Annotated in this window: 16 protein-coding genes and 1 pseudogene; 7 read left to right on the top strand and 10 right to left on the bottom strand. The window is 33.9% G+C overall.

Going from position 1 to position 15,752, the window contains the following annotated elements:
* Positions 1–185: 185 nt before the first annotated feature.
* Both G5B32_RS17115 and G5B32_RS17370 read right to left on the bottom strand, forming a co-directional pair.
* Positions 186–844, bottom strand: a pseudogene (locus G5B32_RS17115) (ISL3 family transposase).
* Positions 768–1,169 carry a hypothetical protein gene (locus tag G5B32_RS17370; RefSeq protein WP_240899062.1) on the bottom strand — a complete coding sequence of 134 codons (402 nt, stop codon included), beginning with the start codon at positions 1,167–1,169 and terminating at the stop codon, positions 768–770. Before G5B32_RS17370 ends, G5B32_RS17115 begins: the two are co-directional and overlap by 77 nt.
* A gap of 376 nt (positions 1,170–1,545) precedes the next feature.
* On the opposite strand from G5B32_RS17370, the gene G5B32_RS13250 reads away from it, so the two are divergent.
* The 7 genes from G5B32_RS13250 (at position 1,546) to G5B32_RS13220 (ending at position 7,643) form a co-directional block, all read left to right on the top strand.
* Complete coding sequence (locus G5B32_RS13250) at positions 1,546–1,794, top strand: type II toxin-antitoxin system ParD family antitoxin (RefSeq protein ID WP_165292007.1); 249 nt, start codon at positions 1,546–1,548, stop codon at positions 1,792–1,794.
* Positions 1,794–2,093 carry a type II toxin-antitoxin system RelE/ParE family toxin gene (locus G5B32_RS13245; protein ID WP_165292006.1) on the top strand — a complete coding sequence of 100 codons (300 nt, stop codon included), beginning with the start codon at positions 1,794–1,796 and terminating at the stop codon, positions 2,091–2,093. The genes G5B32_RS13250 and G5B32_RS13245 overlap by 1 nt, the downstream gene beginning before the upstream one ends.
* Before the next feature lie 201 nt (positions 2,094–2,294).
* Positions 2,295–3,854, top strand: coding sequence for an ATP-dependent nuclease (locus G5B32_RS13240; RefSeq protein WP_165292011.1), 1,560 nt, complete (start codon positions 2,295–2,297; stop codon positions 3,852–3,854).
* Between the two features lie 548 nt (positions 3,855–4,402).
* Positions 4,403–5,737, top strand: a complete 1,335-nt coding sequence (locus G5B32_RS13235; protein WP_165292005.1) for a sensor histidine kinase — start codon at positions 4,403–4,405, stop codon at positions 5,735–5,737.
* A 92-nt stretch (positions 5,738–5,829) separates the two neighbouring features.
* A complete protein-coding gene (locus tag G5B32_RS13230) occupies positions 5,830–6,102 on the top strand; it encodes an HNH endonuclease (RefSeq protein WP_165292004.1) in 273 nt (90 codons plus the stop codon).
* Positions 6,103–6,117: 15 nt separating this feature from the next.
* Positions 6,118–6,690: a hypothetical protein gene (locus G5B32_RS13225; protein WP_165292003.1), complete on the top strand. Its 573-nt coding sequence runs from the start codon at positions 6,118–6,120 to the stop codon at positions 6,688–6,690.
* Entirely contained in the window at positions 6,687–7,643 is a 957-nt protein-coding gene (locus tag G5B32_RS13220) for a DUF4407 domain-containing protein (RefSeq protein WP_206366898.1), read from the top strand. The genes G5B32_RS13225 and G5B32_RS13220 overlap by 4 nt, the downstream gene beginning before the upstream one ends.
* Positions 7,644–7,705: 62 nt before the next feature.
* Here G5B32_RS13220 and G5B32_RS13215 read toward each other — a convergent pair whose 3' ends face one another.
* The 8 genes from G5B32_RS13215 to G5B32_RS13180 form a co-directional block, all read right to left on the bottom strand.
* Positions 7,706–9,259 (bottom strand): hypothetical protein, encoded by a 1,554-nt coding sequence (locus tag G5B32_RS13215; protein ID WP_165292002.1) that lies wholly within the window; start codon positions 9,257–9,259, stop codon positions 7,706–7,708.
* 4 nt (positions 9,260–9,263) lie between these two features.
* Positions 9,264–9,446: a hypothetical protein gene (locus G5B32_RS13210; RefSeq protein WP_165292001.1), complete on the bottom strand. Its 183-nt coding sequence runs from the start codon at positions 9,444–9,446 to the stop codon at positions 9,264–9,266.
* Between the two features lie 129 nt (positions 9,447–9,575).
* A complete protein-coding gene (locus G5B32_RS13205) occupies positions 9,576–10,004 on the bottom strand; it encodes a helix-turn-helix domain-containing protein (protein WP_165292000.1) in 429 nt (142 codons plus the stop codon).
* A complete protein-coding gene (locus G5B32_RS13200) occupies positions 10,001–10,408 on the bottom strand; it encodes a cupin domain-containing protein (RefSeq protein WP_165291999.1) in 408 nt (135 codons plus the stop codon). The genes G5B32_RS13205 and G5B32_RS13200 overlap by 4 nt, the downstream gene beginning before the upstream one ends.
* A gap of 113 nt (positions 10,409–10,521) precedes the next feature.
* Complete coding sequence (locus G5B32_RS13195; protein ID WP_165291998.1) at positions 10,522–11,991, bottom strand: redoxin domain-containing protein; 1,470 nt, start codon at positions 11,989–11,991, stop codon at positions 10,522–10,524.
* A gap of 51 nt (positions 11,992–12,042) precedes the next feature.
* Positions 12,043–13,626, bottom strand: a complete 1,584-nt coding sequence (locus G5B32_RS13190; RefSeq protein WP_165291997.1) for a PKD-like family lipoprotein — start codon at positions 13,624–13,626, stop codon at positions 12,043–12,045.
* A gap of 8 nt (positions 13,627–13,634) precedes the next feature.
* Positions 13,635–14,351 carry a DUF4843 domain-containing protein gene (locus G5B32_RS13185; protein WP_165291996.1) on the bottom strand — a complete coding sequence of 239 codons (717 nt, stop codon included), beginning with the start codon at positions 14,349–14,351 and terminating at the stop codon, positions 13,635–13,637.
* Between the two features lie 8 nt (positions 14,352–14,359).
* Entirely contained in the window at positions 14,360–15,745 is a 1,386-nt protein-coding gene (locus tag G5B32_RS13180; RefSeq protein WP_165291995.1) for a RagB/SusD family nutrient uptake outer membrane protein, read from the bottom strand.
* Positions 15,746–15,752 lie beyond the last annotated feature (7 nt).

Genomic DNA, 15,752 nt, shown 5'->3' with positions numbered 1-15,752 from the left:
AATGTGTAAATGATGAATTAAAGAATATATGCAAACTACAACACACTAGACACAGGTCTGTAAATAACTTCTTATTGAATATTTTGGGAGCTTTAGCTGCCTAGCCTTCTTCCCTAAAAAACCTTCTCTAAATATTCAGTTTCAACAGCAAGAAAAGCAATTATTCCTTGCTGCTTAAACCGAACTCACGTAATTTTAGCATTAAAAGATTCTGCTGAAGCATTGGTGCTTCGGTTATCAAAGTAGTTTAGAATCTTTTTGTGATGCGTATCTATGGTTCTTGACACGGTATTGAAAGACTTGAATCCAGCTTGATCTACCTTCTCAGCCATTTAGCTAATCGTGTAAAAGCATAGATTTTATCAACAGTTGTGTTGAATATCCAAGATAATTCTTGGCATAATTTGTAAGCCTTTTGAATGTCAGTATAGCGTTCAAATAGTAAACTACCTCTTTGCTTTTGTTCTATTGTCCATTTGTGTTCACTTTTATAGAGTAAATAGCGACTTCTAGCTAACATTTGCTTTATAGTATCACCATTTGATAAAATTTCTGAAGTGTAAGTTTCTTTCCTCTTTTTAGCATCTTCAATGGCTTTATTTTCTTCCTCAATAGCTTGCCACCGGTGTTTTATCCTGATTTCTTGAAGTGCCTGAGTTGCCAATTGCTGCACATGAAAGCGATCAATAACCTGTACAGCATTAGCAAAACACGTCTTAGCTATAATCCCCATATTGCCAGCTAAGTCAAGTGTTATTTCCTGTACTTTATTGCGATAATCGGAGTGGAATTTGTTGAAGCACAGAGATAATACTATCGGATTTAGTTCCTTTGAGAATTGCAACTATAGTACCTTTCTTTCCGTGAGCTTCTTTATAAGTTACCACCGTATAGAGTTCACCATGAGAAAGACTGGTCTCATCAATGGAAAGACTACTACCTATATTCTGTGGAAATATTAGTCCTTCCTGTGCATTTTCGCGATGGGCCCACTCTTGAAAACCACTGAGTTTATTACGGTAGTATCGCCTTAATTTATTGGCTGATATACCATAAAACGAGCTAATAGTTTTGATACTGTGCGCTTGATTATCCGCTGATACAATGAAAACTAACGAACTGACTTCAAACTTTATTAAGTTTAATCCAGAATACAATTGGATAGACACATTAAAATATAAAGGTGTTGTTTACGGAGAAGGAATAGGAAAAACTAAAAACGAACAATTTGACGGATACAAGAAAAAATAACTACGCACAACAAGGTTTTGCCAAAAGCGGGGCTGAACTGCTAAGTTCAACGTTCTGCCCTACTTTGTCGCCAAAAACGAATTTTATTCGTTTTTTATTTTTAAATTTAACTCATAAACATTCGTTTTGGCTCGCCTCAGTGCAAAATCGAAACTTTTAGCTTCGATTTCCCCACACTTCGCCAAGCCGCGGTCCGTTATGTGTAATCAGTTGACAAGATTTCGTCTAAAAATTAACGCTTAATTATTGAATAGTGTACCAAGATTTGGTATATTTGAATCAAATAATAAAATTATGGCGAAAAACACTTCTATACTTCTCGGCGAATATTTTGATAAGTTCATAAATGAACAGGTAAAATCTGGTAAATTTTCATCGGCAAGCGAGGTTGTTCGAGCTGCATTGAGAATGTTTGAATATGAGGAAACTAAGAAATCAGAATTAATTAATGAACTTAAAAAAGGAGAAAAATCTGGTTTTGTGAAAAACTTCAACCGAGATTCACTTTTAAATAATATTCATCAAAAATATGCTTCTGAATAATGAATTTCAAAATCAGTAAAGAAGCACAATTTGACCTCGAAAATATTTGGCTATATACTTTTGAAACTTGGTCGAAGGAACAAGCTGATAGGTATTTCAATTTAATTTTTGAAGAAATTGATTATTTAACTCAAAATCCAACTTGTGGTAAAGATTATAGTCATATTAGAAAAGGTTATTATCGCTCAAAAGTTAAATCACATTTTATTTTTTATCGAATAAATCTAAAAGAAAATGCAATTGAGATTATCAGAATTTTACATCAACAGATGGATATAGAAAATAGATTAAACGAATAAAAAACTGGCTACACCTAACATCGGCTTGGCGAAATGGCGGGTTAAGGGAAATATAGAAAGTTTGAGCATTTTTAGTCGCAACAGCTTTTTATATTTCCTTTTTTCATAAATTTAGAAAATAATAAAAGGCTGTGGCTTAGGTTAGTGCAAAGTTGAAAGTTTAGGCTTTCTAATCCTCCACTATTACCTAGATTAGAAGAGATTACTATTGAGAATTTTAGATCAATTGGTGATGAACCAATCTCTATTAAATTTCATCAAAATATGCCAATTACTTTTGTTGGTGAAAATAACGCTGGAAAATCTAATATAATACGAGCTATTGAACTTATGTTCGGTGAATTTCATCCTAAATATAAAAACTTAGATGATTATGATTTTTACAAAAGAATTACTTCTAATAGAATATCTATTTCAACAAAAGTTTCTGGATTTAGAACGAGATTAGGCAGACAAGGAGAATTTTCTTGTGGAGGATTTAATTATGCTTACGTCAAAGGAACTGAAAGTTCATACACTGCAACTCAAGCTGAAAATGGTTTTAAAAATCAATATGTAAGTAATAATTTAAGAGAAGAATTATTATGTGTTATAGTAAATTCAGAACAAAATTTATCTTTTCAACTAAGTTATGCTTCTAAATATACTCTATTATCCAAAGTAACTAAAGCATTTCCCGATAAATTAAGTAGTGACGAAGAAAAAGTACAGAGATTAAAAGAACTTTTTGAACATAATAAATATATCTTCCTTGAAGTAGAAGAATTTAGACAATTTTCAGAAAGTATGTGTACCATTTCAGGTCAAATGATGTCAAATATGACACACGCTTTAGGCTTTGATTTTTCCTCGTACGACCCTAGTAATTATTTTAAAACATTGAAAGTTCATCCATCGGAAGATGGACAAATTAGAGCATTTGAAGAATTAGGAACTGGTCAGCAACAAATTTTAGCTTTATCATTTGCAAAAGCATATTCAGATAATTTTCTTGGTCAAGGGATGATATTAATTTTAGATGAACCAGAATCTCATCTTCATCCTATTGCACAAAAATGGTTAGCTAAACAAATGCATTCTTTAGCTGAAAGTGGATTGCAGATAATAATTACCACTCATAGTCCCTACTTTATAAACTTAGAATATTTACCAGGTATATATATTGTTTCCAAAGATGAGCAAACAAAAATATCAAATATTACAGCAGAAGAGTTTGCTCAATTTTCTATAGATACAGGTGCAGTTCGAGCAACGGCTGAAACTATACTTCCTTTCTATGCTGCTCACAGCAAAACAAATATACTAAGTGGATTATTTGCAAAAAAAATAGTTTTAGTGAAAGGAGAAACTGAAGAGTTATCTCTTCCAATAATTTTTGAAGGTGTCGGATTGGATGTACTTAAAGAAGGAATTGCAATAATTGGAGTTGGTGGAAAAGGAAATTTAGCAAATTGGTGGAGATTATTTACAGCATTAAAAATACCAACATTTATATGCTTCCATAACGATGATTCTGATGATAGACAGGGTTATAAAAGCAAAGAATCTCTTAAAGCTATAGGAATTCAAGATGATGCAATCGCTGAAGTATTAACATCAAGAGATTGGAATATTAACGATAGCTTTTGCGTATTTGGTCAAAACTATGAAGTAACAATGAGAGCTACATTTTCTAATTATGAAAACATTGAAAATGAAGTCAAAGATGAACTGGAAATTCTAAGCCAATCATTGCTAGAGCAGTTGCAAAAAGATTACTAGAAGATAATTTTGTAGAAGAAGAATGGCAAACATTTAGAGAAGTCGCACTAAAAATTAATGAATTATAACTGCACATAACATTGTATTGGCGAAATGGCCGTTAAAGGTATATATAAAAAGTTAGTTCTGCTTTAACCTCCAAAAAAGAATACTTTCATTCAGAATAATGATTAAACGAAAAACCTCTGCCCAATTAAGGGTCAGAGGTTAAAAACAACACTCGCTTATTATTCAGGTAACAAAACGAATTCTTTCATTGATTTGATTTTCAAATATTTTGCAGCTGTAGCTTTGAAAGTCTAGAACCTTCATTTCATAAAATAGGATTACAATATTTTATAATTGTTGTGGTTTCAATAATTAGAAATGAATTTGTATTTCACAATTATAACAACTCAGTGAATACCCACAGCTCCTACTTAAAAATAGTTAGGCAAATAAAAGTTTTGGCTTTTTTTAATTTTCCATGGCAAATAATCCGTCAAACCGGACAGATAGAGGGACAACTTTTTCGTATATTTACAGCAACATCTAGCCTATCCTGTAGAATGACGAAACTGAAATACTATTTGCATCTCCTAACGCATATAGGCGCTGATGCGAATTCCTCGTATTTGGATATCAAAAGAATATGTATGGTGAATATCATATGTATTCTATGCATTATTCCGTCCTTCGTATTTTCGACAATCAATATTTTTCAAGAACGCTGGATATTATCCTCTATCAATCTATTGACAGGCATGTCCTATAGCGTAGTGTTGGGGTTGCAATATTTCCATCGCCCACGAAGTGCAAAAGCTTTGCTCCTTATATCCAGTACAATTTTATTTTTTATTAGCGGATTATTATATCAAAATGGAGCTCAGTATTTTTTATTGAGTGTCTTGGTTGTATCCATGCTTTTGTACGACAACATCAAATATTTAAGTATTGGCAGTGGAATTATAAGTTGTGGTATCTTAATTATTTACTCGAATCCTGACATAGATTTTATCGAAGCACCCGTACACAAAGATAGAGCTATATATAATATATTATCCTCTTTGGTTTTCTTAATCACAACCATAGCTTTCTTCAAACGTGTGATCTATAATGACAAAAAACAGATTGAGGAGCAACGCATTCGTTTAGAAGAAATGAATAATGAGAAAGAAAAGATTTTCTCTATTATGGCTCACGATATGCGTGCACCCTTGGTCAATGCTTCTATTATTATTGATATTTTCGAAACGAATACGGTCAATAAAGATCATATGCATGATTTTATAGAACAACTCAAAAGACAATTGAAGGATCAGCATAAAGTCTTGGATCAAATCCTTACATGGAGTAGCAATAGCATGAAAGGTGCTCCTACCATTCGAACGAAAATATGTGTGGTAAAAGCCCTTGAAGAAATTATTAACGAATTTAAAATACATTATATCCGAAAGGGAATTCACATCCATGTGAATGTGAATGAATCAAGTTTTCTCTTTGTGAATTATGACCACATGCGCATTATCCTACGGAATCTGATTAGTAATGCGATTAAATTCAGTTACCAAGATGGCCATGTGTATATCTCTACGACTGAAGACGAGCAAAGGATTTATATTCATATACAGGATGAAGGTGTGGGCATAGACATGGAGAAATCCGAAGCGTTATTCAATCAAGTACAACAGCGATCAATAGGCACTTCTAACGAGTCAGGCGCTGGATTGGGCTTGTTGCTTTGCAAAGAATTAATTGAACTTAATGAAGGAACTATTCATATAGAAAGCCAACCAAATGCTGGTTCAACTTTTACGGTTGGTTTTCCAAAATATACAGCACATGATTCGAATGCAAATATGGATAAAGAAGAATTTTTCACCTTACAAAATAGTGAATCTTAATAAAGATTATCTATGAAAAGTATTATATTTGATATCATCGACTTGAAAACTTTTTATTACTAACCTACTGCCGTTGAAATTTATATTCCATTATGAACACAAAAGTCTACTATGGTGAAAAGCTTTTTGATCCGAGATGGATTGCCAAAAGAAAGCATATTCTAAACCGTGATCAATTCAAATGTGTACATTGTAAGCGCAGCGAAGTCAAGCTACATGTTCATCACAGACAATATCATATTATCAAGAGATTGAATGTACATGCGGACCCTTGGGATTACGCGGACAATCTACTTATCACCTTATGCGAAAGTTGCCACTCTAAAGGCCATCGCTTGTACGAAGTACCAATTAAATACATCTAACCTAACATTAAAAATATGGGAATTTTCGATTTTATATTTAAAAGAAAAGAAGCAGAGAAAACAGAAAAAGCTACGGACCAAGAAGAAATACCAGACCTTCCACGTAATCTCTTTGTAGACGATTCGGATCCAAATTATAATACCAGCAGTACAAGTTTAGAATTTGGGACAAAATTGCCTATTGATATTATTTACGGATTCCTAAAAGAAGATTATGAATCCAAAGCATACAACGACGCGCTCGTAAATCCAGATAAATCTTATAAAGAGAAAAATCTTACGATTATAAAGAGTAATCTTGAAATCAAATTCAAGCAGGTACTTCTCAAATATGAAGACATGATCCGTGAGATCGATTTTCATATCAAAAGCAGATCTGAAGCTGGCTTAAGTGATTTGGTAGAACTCTTGAAATCCAGAAAAGAAACCTACATCAAACATGTAGACGAACTAAATAAAATGAAAGCACATTTGGAAGAAGGTGAATTATACATGACCGGTCTTTTCCAATCGTACGAAGTAGGATTTACCAAAGGATTAGCCTCCCTTTCTATCCATAATCTTAAAATTGATAATAATTCATTATGAGAAATTGGTGGATAAAATTCGGTTGCTTCTTGACTGGATGGAACTACAATATACTTCAAAGTTGTACAGAAGCAAGTTATAAGCAACTAAAAAAATACACTTCTGCTATCTTGATTTTGATTATTCTGTGGGCTTTTGTAGGTTATTCCTTTGCAGACAGATATATCCAAACAGGCACATGGGGTTCCATAGGAATTGCTATAATATTTGTTTTAATCATTATTCAAATCGAACGGCAAATTATTTTAAATGTTGGGCATAATAAGTTCGCATCGATCTTTCGGATGGTGATTGCCGTTATCATGGCCGTATTAGGGTCAGCGATTTTGGATCAGATTATTTTCAAAGATGATATCGAGAAAAAAATGATTGAAATCGTAGACAGGCAGGTAAAAAAGCAATTGCCAGATCGTTTATCAGTCATTAATACGAAACTCTCTGAATTGCAAGTGGAAATTGACTCGTTGGATCATCGAAATATTGAGTTGTATAAACAGATTAGTCAAACCCCTACGATCAACACAGTATCCACTAGCGTAACGACTGTACCGATAAAAAATGAGGATGGTAGCATTACCAATAAAACCCAACGTACGGTATCTAATAATCCTATTGCAAATCCAAAGATTAAAGAAGCTGATCTAAATAACAATAACTTAAAACAGCTTCGTGATCAATATGAAGAATACAGTCAGCGTAAATTGAAAGCTGAAGAAAGCCTAAGAGCAGAACTCAAAACTAAAAAAGGATTTTTGGAAGAGTTGAATGCTATGCTTGAAATCTTAAAAGAAAGCACGGTAGCGCTGATTTTCTATGTGATCTTGTTGGCTTTTCTAATTTCGTTAGAACTGTTCGTATTATTGAGTAAATCCGATAAAAATAAATCCGATTACGATCTCATAATGGAACATCAACTGGATCAAAAACGTAAAACTTTGGATGGTCTGAAATAAGCTTATACTAAGATAATACTTCCTATAATAAGAAATGTCCAGCTTTAAACTGGGCATTTCTGTTATTTTACATCCTTCACGCAACGTACCGAATTCGTACGACTCAAATCTTTTCCACCATCATTATTCGGACTAAAATAATAAGAAGCAATTTGAAAAGAGGTTGATTCCCCTTTATAAACATTACCCGAATGCCAATAAAAACAAGATTGATTGACTTCTGCCGGAGAACCGCTATTGTAGGCACCAGCCGCTGGTAAGAATAAATATTTATCTTGGTCAGCGACGGAAGGAATTTTATTAGATCCAATATAAATTCCTTGTACAGATGTACCATCAGGCTTTACATAGGCCCCAAATGCTTTATTAGATTTTCCATACCAATCCACATATTTTTCTAAATTAAACACGTCTTTTTCTGTTGGTAAGCGCCAGCCTGCTCCTACCTTGCCACAAATATTGTCGACTGGAACGCCCGTTCTCGAACTTTTATTCTGGGTATTCATCGGATTAGAATATACCAAACCGTCATTGCTACGATACCAGTAATCACCATACTCGCCTTGAGAAGCAGCAAATGCATACTGATCCTCCCCTATTTTAATGAGATTTCCATTTGCCCATATTAGCGTACCATCATTAAATCCTTCCAACGACCCACCTTTGGATTTTAATACAATCTCAATAGTATAGGAAACACCTGGTCTAGCCAACAAAGAAAATAAATCCAAATTTTCTTTTTGAACGCCCCCAATTTTTAATTTTTCCAAGGTCAAAACATTCGTTAGTTCCCCATTAGCATAGACAATATTGGAATTAGAATAAATTCCATTATCATTTTTCTGAAATGGCTCTAAAGTTTGAATAACAGAATTACTTGTAAAACTTACATTCTTCGGAAAACTTGAAGATTTACTCATATATACCACTGCAGAAGAAAAAACATTAGAAATATGAAGATCGCCTACTGCCTCAACCTTTCCCACATCTTCTGTATTGATTTTGACATTTACTTCTGAAAATTGATGTTTTAAAGTTAATCCTAGATTATTTTGCTCTACAGATAATTGAATGCCGATTCGTGTATCCAACATTACATCTTTTAGGGAAGAAAGAAACAATAAAGTCTTGTCCATACTTTCGCCACTATTTATATTCATATCAGAAAGCTTGCTTTTTTCTCCGAAAGAATACACAATGAAACTATATTTCTCCGTACTAGATAAGGGAATACCATTTCCGGATTCCTGTCCTACCACATAATCTTTACTGACTACAAATTCATTTTTAGAATTAAATACAAGCAAGCTATAGTGCACATCTTTATCAATGGTATGGACAGCTTTTGTATTCAAACTTGTAGTAGCAAATTTATTATTCACATTATTATTTAATCGTAAAATGACATCGATGTCTTTATTCCAGGGAATAATTACTTCTGCTGTATTATTAGAAGAAAGACTACCTAGCTTAGAATTTGAGAAATTAGCATAGGATGCATCTGAAATCTTTACATTCACATAAGCTGTAGCATCTTGCATACTTTCTTTGCTTTTATCACAGGATATGAGCAGAAGAAATATTACAGCTAGAATATGTATATAATAATTTTTCATTTTATTACCATTCAAATTCTTGCACCATTGATTCTTCCTCCCACGACTCTTGTAAAGGATCATCATTATAGCCTAAGGGAGATACCACTGCTGAGCCTGCTGCAAAAGATAATTCTAATTCAATAACATCCACCTGTACAACAGGAGCAACATATTTTTTCATAACAAAATAAATTTTGTTTAACATTTACAAATGCTGTTCGGATTATTTAATGACTGATTTAAGACGAGAGGTAGGAAACGGACAAATACATCTTAACCATCTCTCATCTCAATAGACCTTTCTTTTTAAGGTCGTATTTTTATTAGTATCACTCTAAATCGAAAAACCTAATTCGTAGCCTATTTCCTGTATGCGTTTCGAAGGATCTGCCAACATACGTTTAGCACAAAAAATAAGCAATTCGTCTAAAATGGCTTTTGGAGATTTTTGAAAAACAGTTTTAGTGGCTAGCTGTAAAGTACTTTGGGATACATTCAGCTGATCTAAATAATACTGTAAATTGGTATGCTCTTTTAGTTTTTGTGTTAGCAACAATTTATAATTTAGTGCCAATTTATGGTATTTATCGGCATCATCAGGTTGAGCATTTCTGGAGTTGCTGCGTTCGAATAAATAAAGTATGGCAGCTAATACATTTTGTAAAACAGAAGTTTGGAGGTGATCAAATCTATTTCTGCTTTCTAAAAACAAAACGTCCAATAAATGATTGATACTATTCACATTACTAGTATCAGTCTTCAATTTTTTACATGAGAAAAATTCAATAAGAGCTTAAAATTTTCTATAACTGCATCTTCCTTAACATTATTCAGTAAAAATTCTTCTGTGAAAGAAACTACAATACATTTTACGTCTGAAAATTCAGTAAACGAATGAAACTGCCCTGGTCCAGCAAAAAAGGCTTCGCCTTTTTTGATCTCCAATTTTTGGTAATTTATATTTAAAATAAGCGTCCCTTCTCTTACAAATAATAGGGCATAGAAATCTAACTTGTGTGGTTTTAGTAGAGTCTCACCGCCCAAATACATTAATTCATCAAGATGTATTATACGTAGATTTTGTTCTGGAGAATAAAAATTCGAATATTCAAAAATCATAGATATATTATAATAATACAAAATTGTTGTAATTATTTCACTTCTCATAGTATTCTATCCTTAAGAAAATATTTTAACACAATTATGATATAGCTATGCTTTCTAAAACAATAAACCCCAGCTATACAGCTGGGGTTTACAAGTATATAGATAACTGAATGTTAACTTTTCTTCGGTTGTTTAACAGACTCTATCAATTCTTTCATTTCCAATTTGATATAATCAATATCAGATGAAGAACCTGTCAAGGCATATCGAATAATTCCTTCCTTATCCACTATAAATTTTGCAGGAATACCGTTTACCCCCAATTTAGCAGCTAATACTTTACCTGTTTCAGGATCTTTTTGGTCATCATACAATACCTCGAATGGATATTTATTTGTAGAAATGAATTTTGCTACATTCTCTTTATAATTTTTATCGCGTTCCCACGTATTAATGAACAAGAACTGTACATCTTTGTCATTCAAATACAAATCTTGCGCGGCTTTCATGCCAGGGAAAGAACGTATACATGGTTGACACCAAGTCGCCCAAAAATCCAACACCAATACTTTACCTTTAAGACTTGCCAAAGATACTTTCTCACCTTTTAGATTCAATAATTCGAAATCTGGTAAAGCCTGAGATGTAGCATATTGGCCGATATGCTCTTGTATACTTTTCACCACATCTTTATCCAATCGGGCAATGTATGCATCAAAACCTTTTTCAGATCCATTCAAAGCTGTATACAACTCTTTCATATTTGGTTTGTAAGTAAACGTACCTTTTTTGTAGATCAGCTCTAATTGCTGCAAGGCTTCCAAATTTCGACCTGCATTTTGTAACGCTTTAAAATAAGCTGAACTAAAGTTAGAAGCACTATTGGGTGCTAAAGCTATAGCACGTTCTATTAAAGGCAAAACATCCTCATGCTTACCTTGCTTACTGTAAATATCTGCCAATTGAGATACATATCCGGGATAACCTACTGCAGCAAAACCAGAACGATTGTCTTGTTGTTCTTTTGGCAAAGTTATATAGTATTCTGCATCTTCTATTGATTTTTGAATCAAAGGCAATGCCGCAATCGTATCTCCTTGTTGCAAGAAAGTATTTGCTACAGGAATATACCCTTGTGCTCTCCAAAAACGCTCATTCATTTGATCAAGATATTCCAATGCTTTCACTTTATTACCTTCATTCGCGAATGTTCTTGTCAAATCACCTAAAACATAGTCGTATGCAATTTTGATTTCCTCTGTTTTCGGTATAGGCCATTGCTTAATCAATTGTTTCCAGCTTTTCTCTTTAGCTTGTGCAGATTCTTGTTTGTAATACACATTCGTGATGTATTGCGAACGCGCAATTTGGCTTTTCGGGTATTTCTTAGCAACAATATTACGAAGTGAGTCTGAACTATTTTCTCTACCCAAATAATATAAATAATTGCTGATTGTTTCCAAACGGTTAGGATCTTTCGATTTTTTAGTTTCTGTAAGCAATTCTGAAATTAATGCTTCCTTTTGAGCTAACGTTCCATTTTCAGCCACTTCATTTATACGTTTTACATCATGATTTGTTGCTGTTTGTGCAAACAATGATCCTGATGTCAATACCAGCGCAATTGTTAATTTTATATTCATAATCTTATATTTTCAATTTAATATCTAATTGAATCAATAGTAGTCAAGCTATTAATCATACATCGTTTTGATCATCATTTGTGTTACTTTTCCAAAACCTGTAGTGACAGTCGGGTTTTCCATTACGCCTACCCAAGCCGAAACTTGTAATTCCAATAATCCAGAAACAGGATTGATTTCACAATCAATGATTTTACCTTCATTTTTAGCTTCATTCCATACTGCGATCCAAAGGACACGACCACCAGAAGGATAACCGCCTGTAGGTAAAATTTTCATACAAGTCACTTCATCACCAGCTTCTCCTTCCCAGATCAAATTAGAAGTCGTTTGACCAGTAGTATACGAGTAAGAATAAACTTTGTTGCCTGCACCATAAAAAATAGCTGGACCACCTAAGCCGGATTCGAATACTTTGGCATTGGCCAAATCTTGTAATCCATCCAATGGTTTATAATATCTAGTCAATTTGCCATCGTCTACGACGTCATAGAAACGCGCTACATTCAACATATATTTACCGTTATTTAACTTCATTATCGCTGCTGTTTCGCCACCATTAACCGTATTAATATATACCGGATCACCTTCTACTTTATTGACATTAAATAACACATCAGGAGTTGGTGAATTGAATTGACCAAAGTTTACACCTTTATTATAGAACGGTTGGAATGCACCTTTTGTCTTGTTGAATACGATTTGGTAAGCTGAAATAGCCCCTGTAACTGGTCTGTACGTATTTATCGTCGAAGAACTTAAAAATGGAGATAACTCTCCGCTTTCAATGATGGGATTGGCAAATTTACGATCTCCTGCGATGGAAGCATATAATACATGTAGCTTCCCATTATTAATCAAGAAATCTGTATTATTTAAAGACATGAAACGTTGAGGTTTATAAGTGGTCGGTGCATTATAAAACATACCATTTTCCCAAGTATCCATCACCTGCAAACCTGTAGGTGCTACACGCAAGCCTTGATTTTCCGTAAAGATGTAAAACCATCTGCCTGTATAAGAGTATTCCAACATCACTGGTTTTCCAGTCAATGGAGCTGTTGGGTTACTCTTACTAAATACATTTCTATAAATGTTAGAACCTAGAATCATAGCACGTGGTGATTGCAACACATCTATATCTGTTTTTCCATCTTTCTCATACAAACAGAATAAGCCTGAATAATTGTCGTCTGGCAATGGAATAGGCAGGAAACTGGAGAACTGTTTTGAAACAGAAATTCCTGTTACCGTATCACGCACTGTTAAATGCAATTGATATTGATTACCTGGAGTCAAATCCACTACATAGTCCAATTTCTTCGTGGTACAAATTGTATCTGGAGCAGGATATTGCAAAGAATTACCCACCTGTTCTTGTCTGTATACATAATTCATTACAAACCAGGTATAAGTCAAGTTTTTCTCATTGCCATTTTTGTATTCTACTTTTGGTTCATAAGTGATTTTAGCACCTACATCCCATGTTTTATACAACTCAGGCATCTGCCCTGGAAGAGTATCGATCGTAAGTTCTGGCTCTAAGTCAAAATTATAGTCATAATTTCCTTTATCCTTCATACAAGAATGGAAGAAAGAAATCAATGCGATTAAACATATTATTTTGTTTTTCATAATCCCGATTAAAAAGTTACCAATTGATTATTTTCATCAGTCAATGGATTGCCTGGGTGCGCTGCATTGTATTCTTGCAATGCTTGGATAACCTGCAATCTATAGTTGTTCATTTCTCCCCAAGTCATACCATTTGATTGTCCGTACGTAAAGTCCGCAATTTGTAAGATATCAATGATAAATCGATATTTGGTATCACTGTAATCTTTGAAAAATTCAGTTAAATTATCCCAATTATTAGGTTTCATTAAGATGTCAGACCAAATAATACTCAAATTATTCCAATCAGTAGTGCCTGGGTTTATTTCCTCTCGATCATTTAATGTAATCTTCAATCGAACCGCTTTTTGTGCCAAATCAGCTGTTCTTTTGATTTTGATAGGCAATACTGCAAAGTGTTCGTTTTTGGGAATAACAACTGTCGATGGGATCTCATATTGATTTGCAACAGCGGTAGTACCTTTTGTATCGACAGAAATCCCTACTTTTCGATCAAAATCAGCTACTTTTCCTGTGATATACACTTTGGCTAAAAACTCATAATCCTGTACTACACTCTGGAAGGTAGCAAAACTAAAACGAATAGAATCTGTAGAAAGTGTCCATTCTTTTGGGCCTTCGATTCGACCGTAATCTTCTCCTATCCAGGTATGTGTTTCATTCTTTTTACAGGCAAAAAATGCAAATTGTAGGAGTATTATCCCTAAAATATATAATCTATTCATTTCCTTTTTTATCTATTACCGAACTCAATTTCATTATCAGGTAGAGGCAACTTATAGATACTTCTTGGATTGACAGCCGCCCCTGGGATATTTTCCTTATTCAATCTTTTATAGTAATAAAAAAGCTGGCCCTCGCCGATTGTTTCCTTACGGTATTCTTTATAGATTTCATCTTGCACCTGTGCCTCTGTCATATTAGCTGCTTCCAATGGTGTATTTCCCAATGTACCTCTGTGCTCTCGAATTGTATTAAGTCTCTCTACCGCAGCTTCTTTGTCTGTTTTCAATTCTGCTTCCGCTAATATCAAATACATCTCCCCCAAACGTATCAAAGGCAATAAATCTTTATACCTGCTATTTTCGAATTGATAGAATTTGCTGAAATATTGTGTTGACCCAAAGAATTGATAATTATTACGAAATCGATAATCACCACCATAACCTTTAGAAGTTACTTCAAAAATTTGATCCATCTTTGTTGTTGATATATTTAACAACTGTGAAGCCTTTGCAGATGCAACGAAATATTCGTTAACCACATCATCCAAATCTTTTATGGAGAGGCGGAAGATCGCTTCTGTACTGAATACTTTGTCCCATTCGTACTCATGCTGAGACTCCATAGTCGTATAATGAACCCAATAAAATAGATCGTCTTTCTGCAGCAGTTCTTCTACAGTCGCTTTGGCTTTATCCAAATCACCTTCCCATTGGTATACACGCGCTAAAGTTGCGAGTACCGCATATCTATTGAATCTGTTTTGGTTATTCGAATCAATATTTCCATAAAGTTCTAATGCTTTTAACAAGTCCGTTTTAACTTTTGAAATGACTTCTGCATTTGTACTCATCGGTGTAATAGCATTTGAATATGTACTCACATAAGGAATCCCCGCGATATTTGCACCTCCAGCAGCAGTGGAAGTTCCAAATAACCGCAACAAATCAAAATGCAAAAACGCACGTAATCCCAATGCTTCTGCTTGGTAAATACTAAAATTATCACCTGAGAAAATTGTTGGTGAAACCTTATCAAAATGTTCCAACATGACATTCAAATTCGCAATAGCATTGTATGAATTTGTCCATATAGTTTCAATTTTTGATTTTACATCCGCATTATTGTATTGATATTGCGCTGTAGGATAATAAATATTACCACTATTCAAATCATAATTCTGAGACAAGACCTCTGCAAAGCCAAAGCTCATATTAACACCGTAAAGACTAGACGAGGCCATCTTCGTATATACACCTATCAATTGCTCATTAAAGCCTGACTCCCTTTCAAAATGTTGCGTTGCCAACGCAATAGACGATGGTCTTACGTCAAACCACTTTTCACATGAACTAAGTGTTGCTGTAAGCGCCAATCCCACTAATATCTTTTTCATTAACATA

It is taken from the genome of Sphingobacterium sp. SGL-16 (assembly GCF_011043515.1).
Classification (GTDB): Bacteria; Bacteroidota; Bacteroidia; order Sphingobacteriales; family Sphingobacteriaceae; genus Sphingobacterium; species Sphingobacterium litopenaei.
This window is presented reverse-complemented; position numbering and strand designations above follow the sequence as displayed.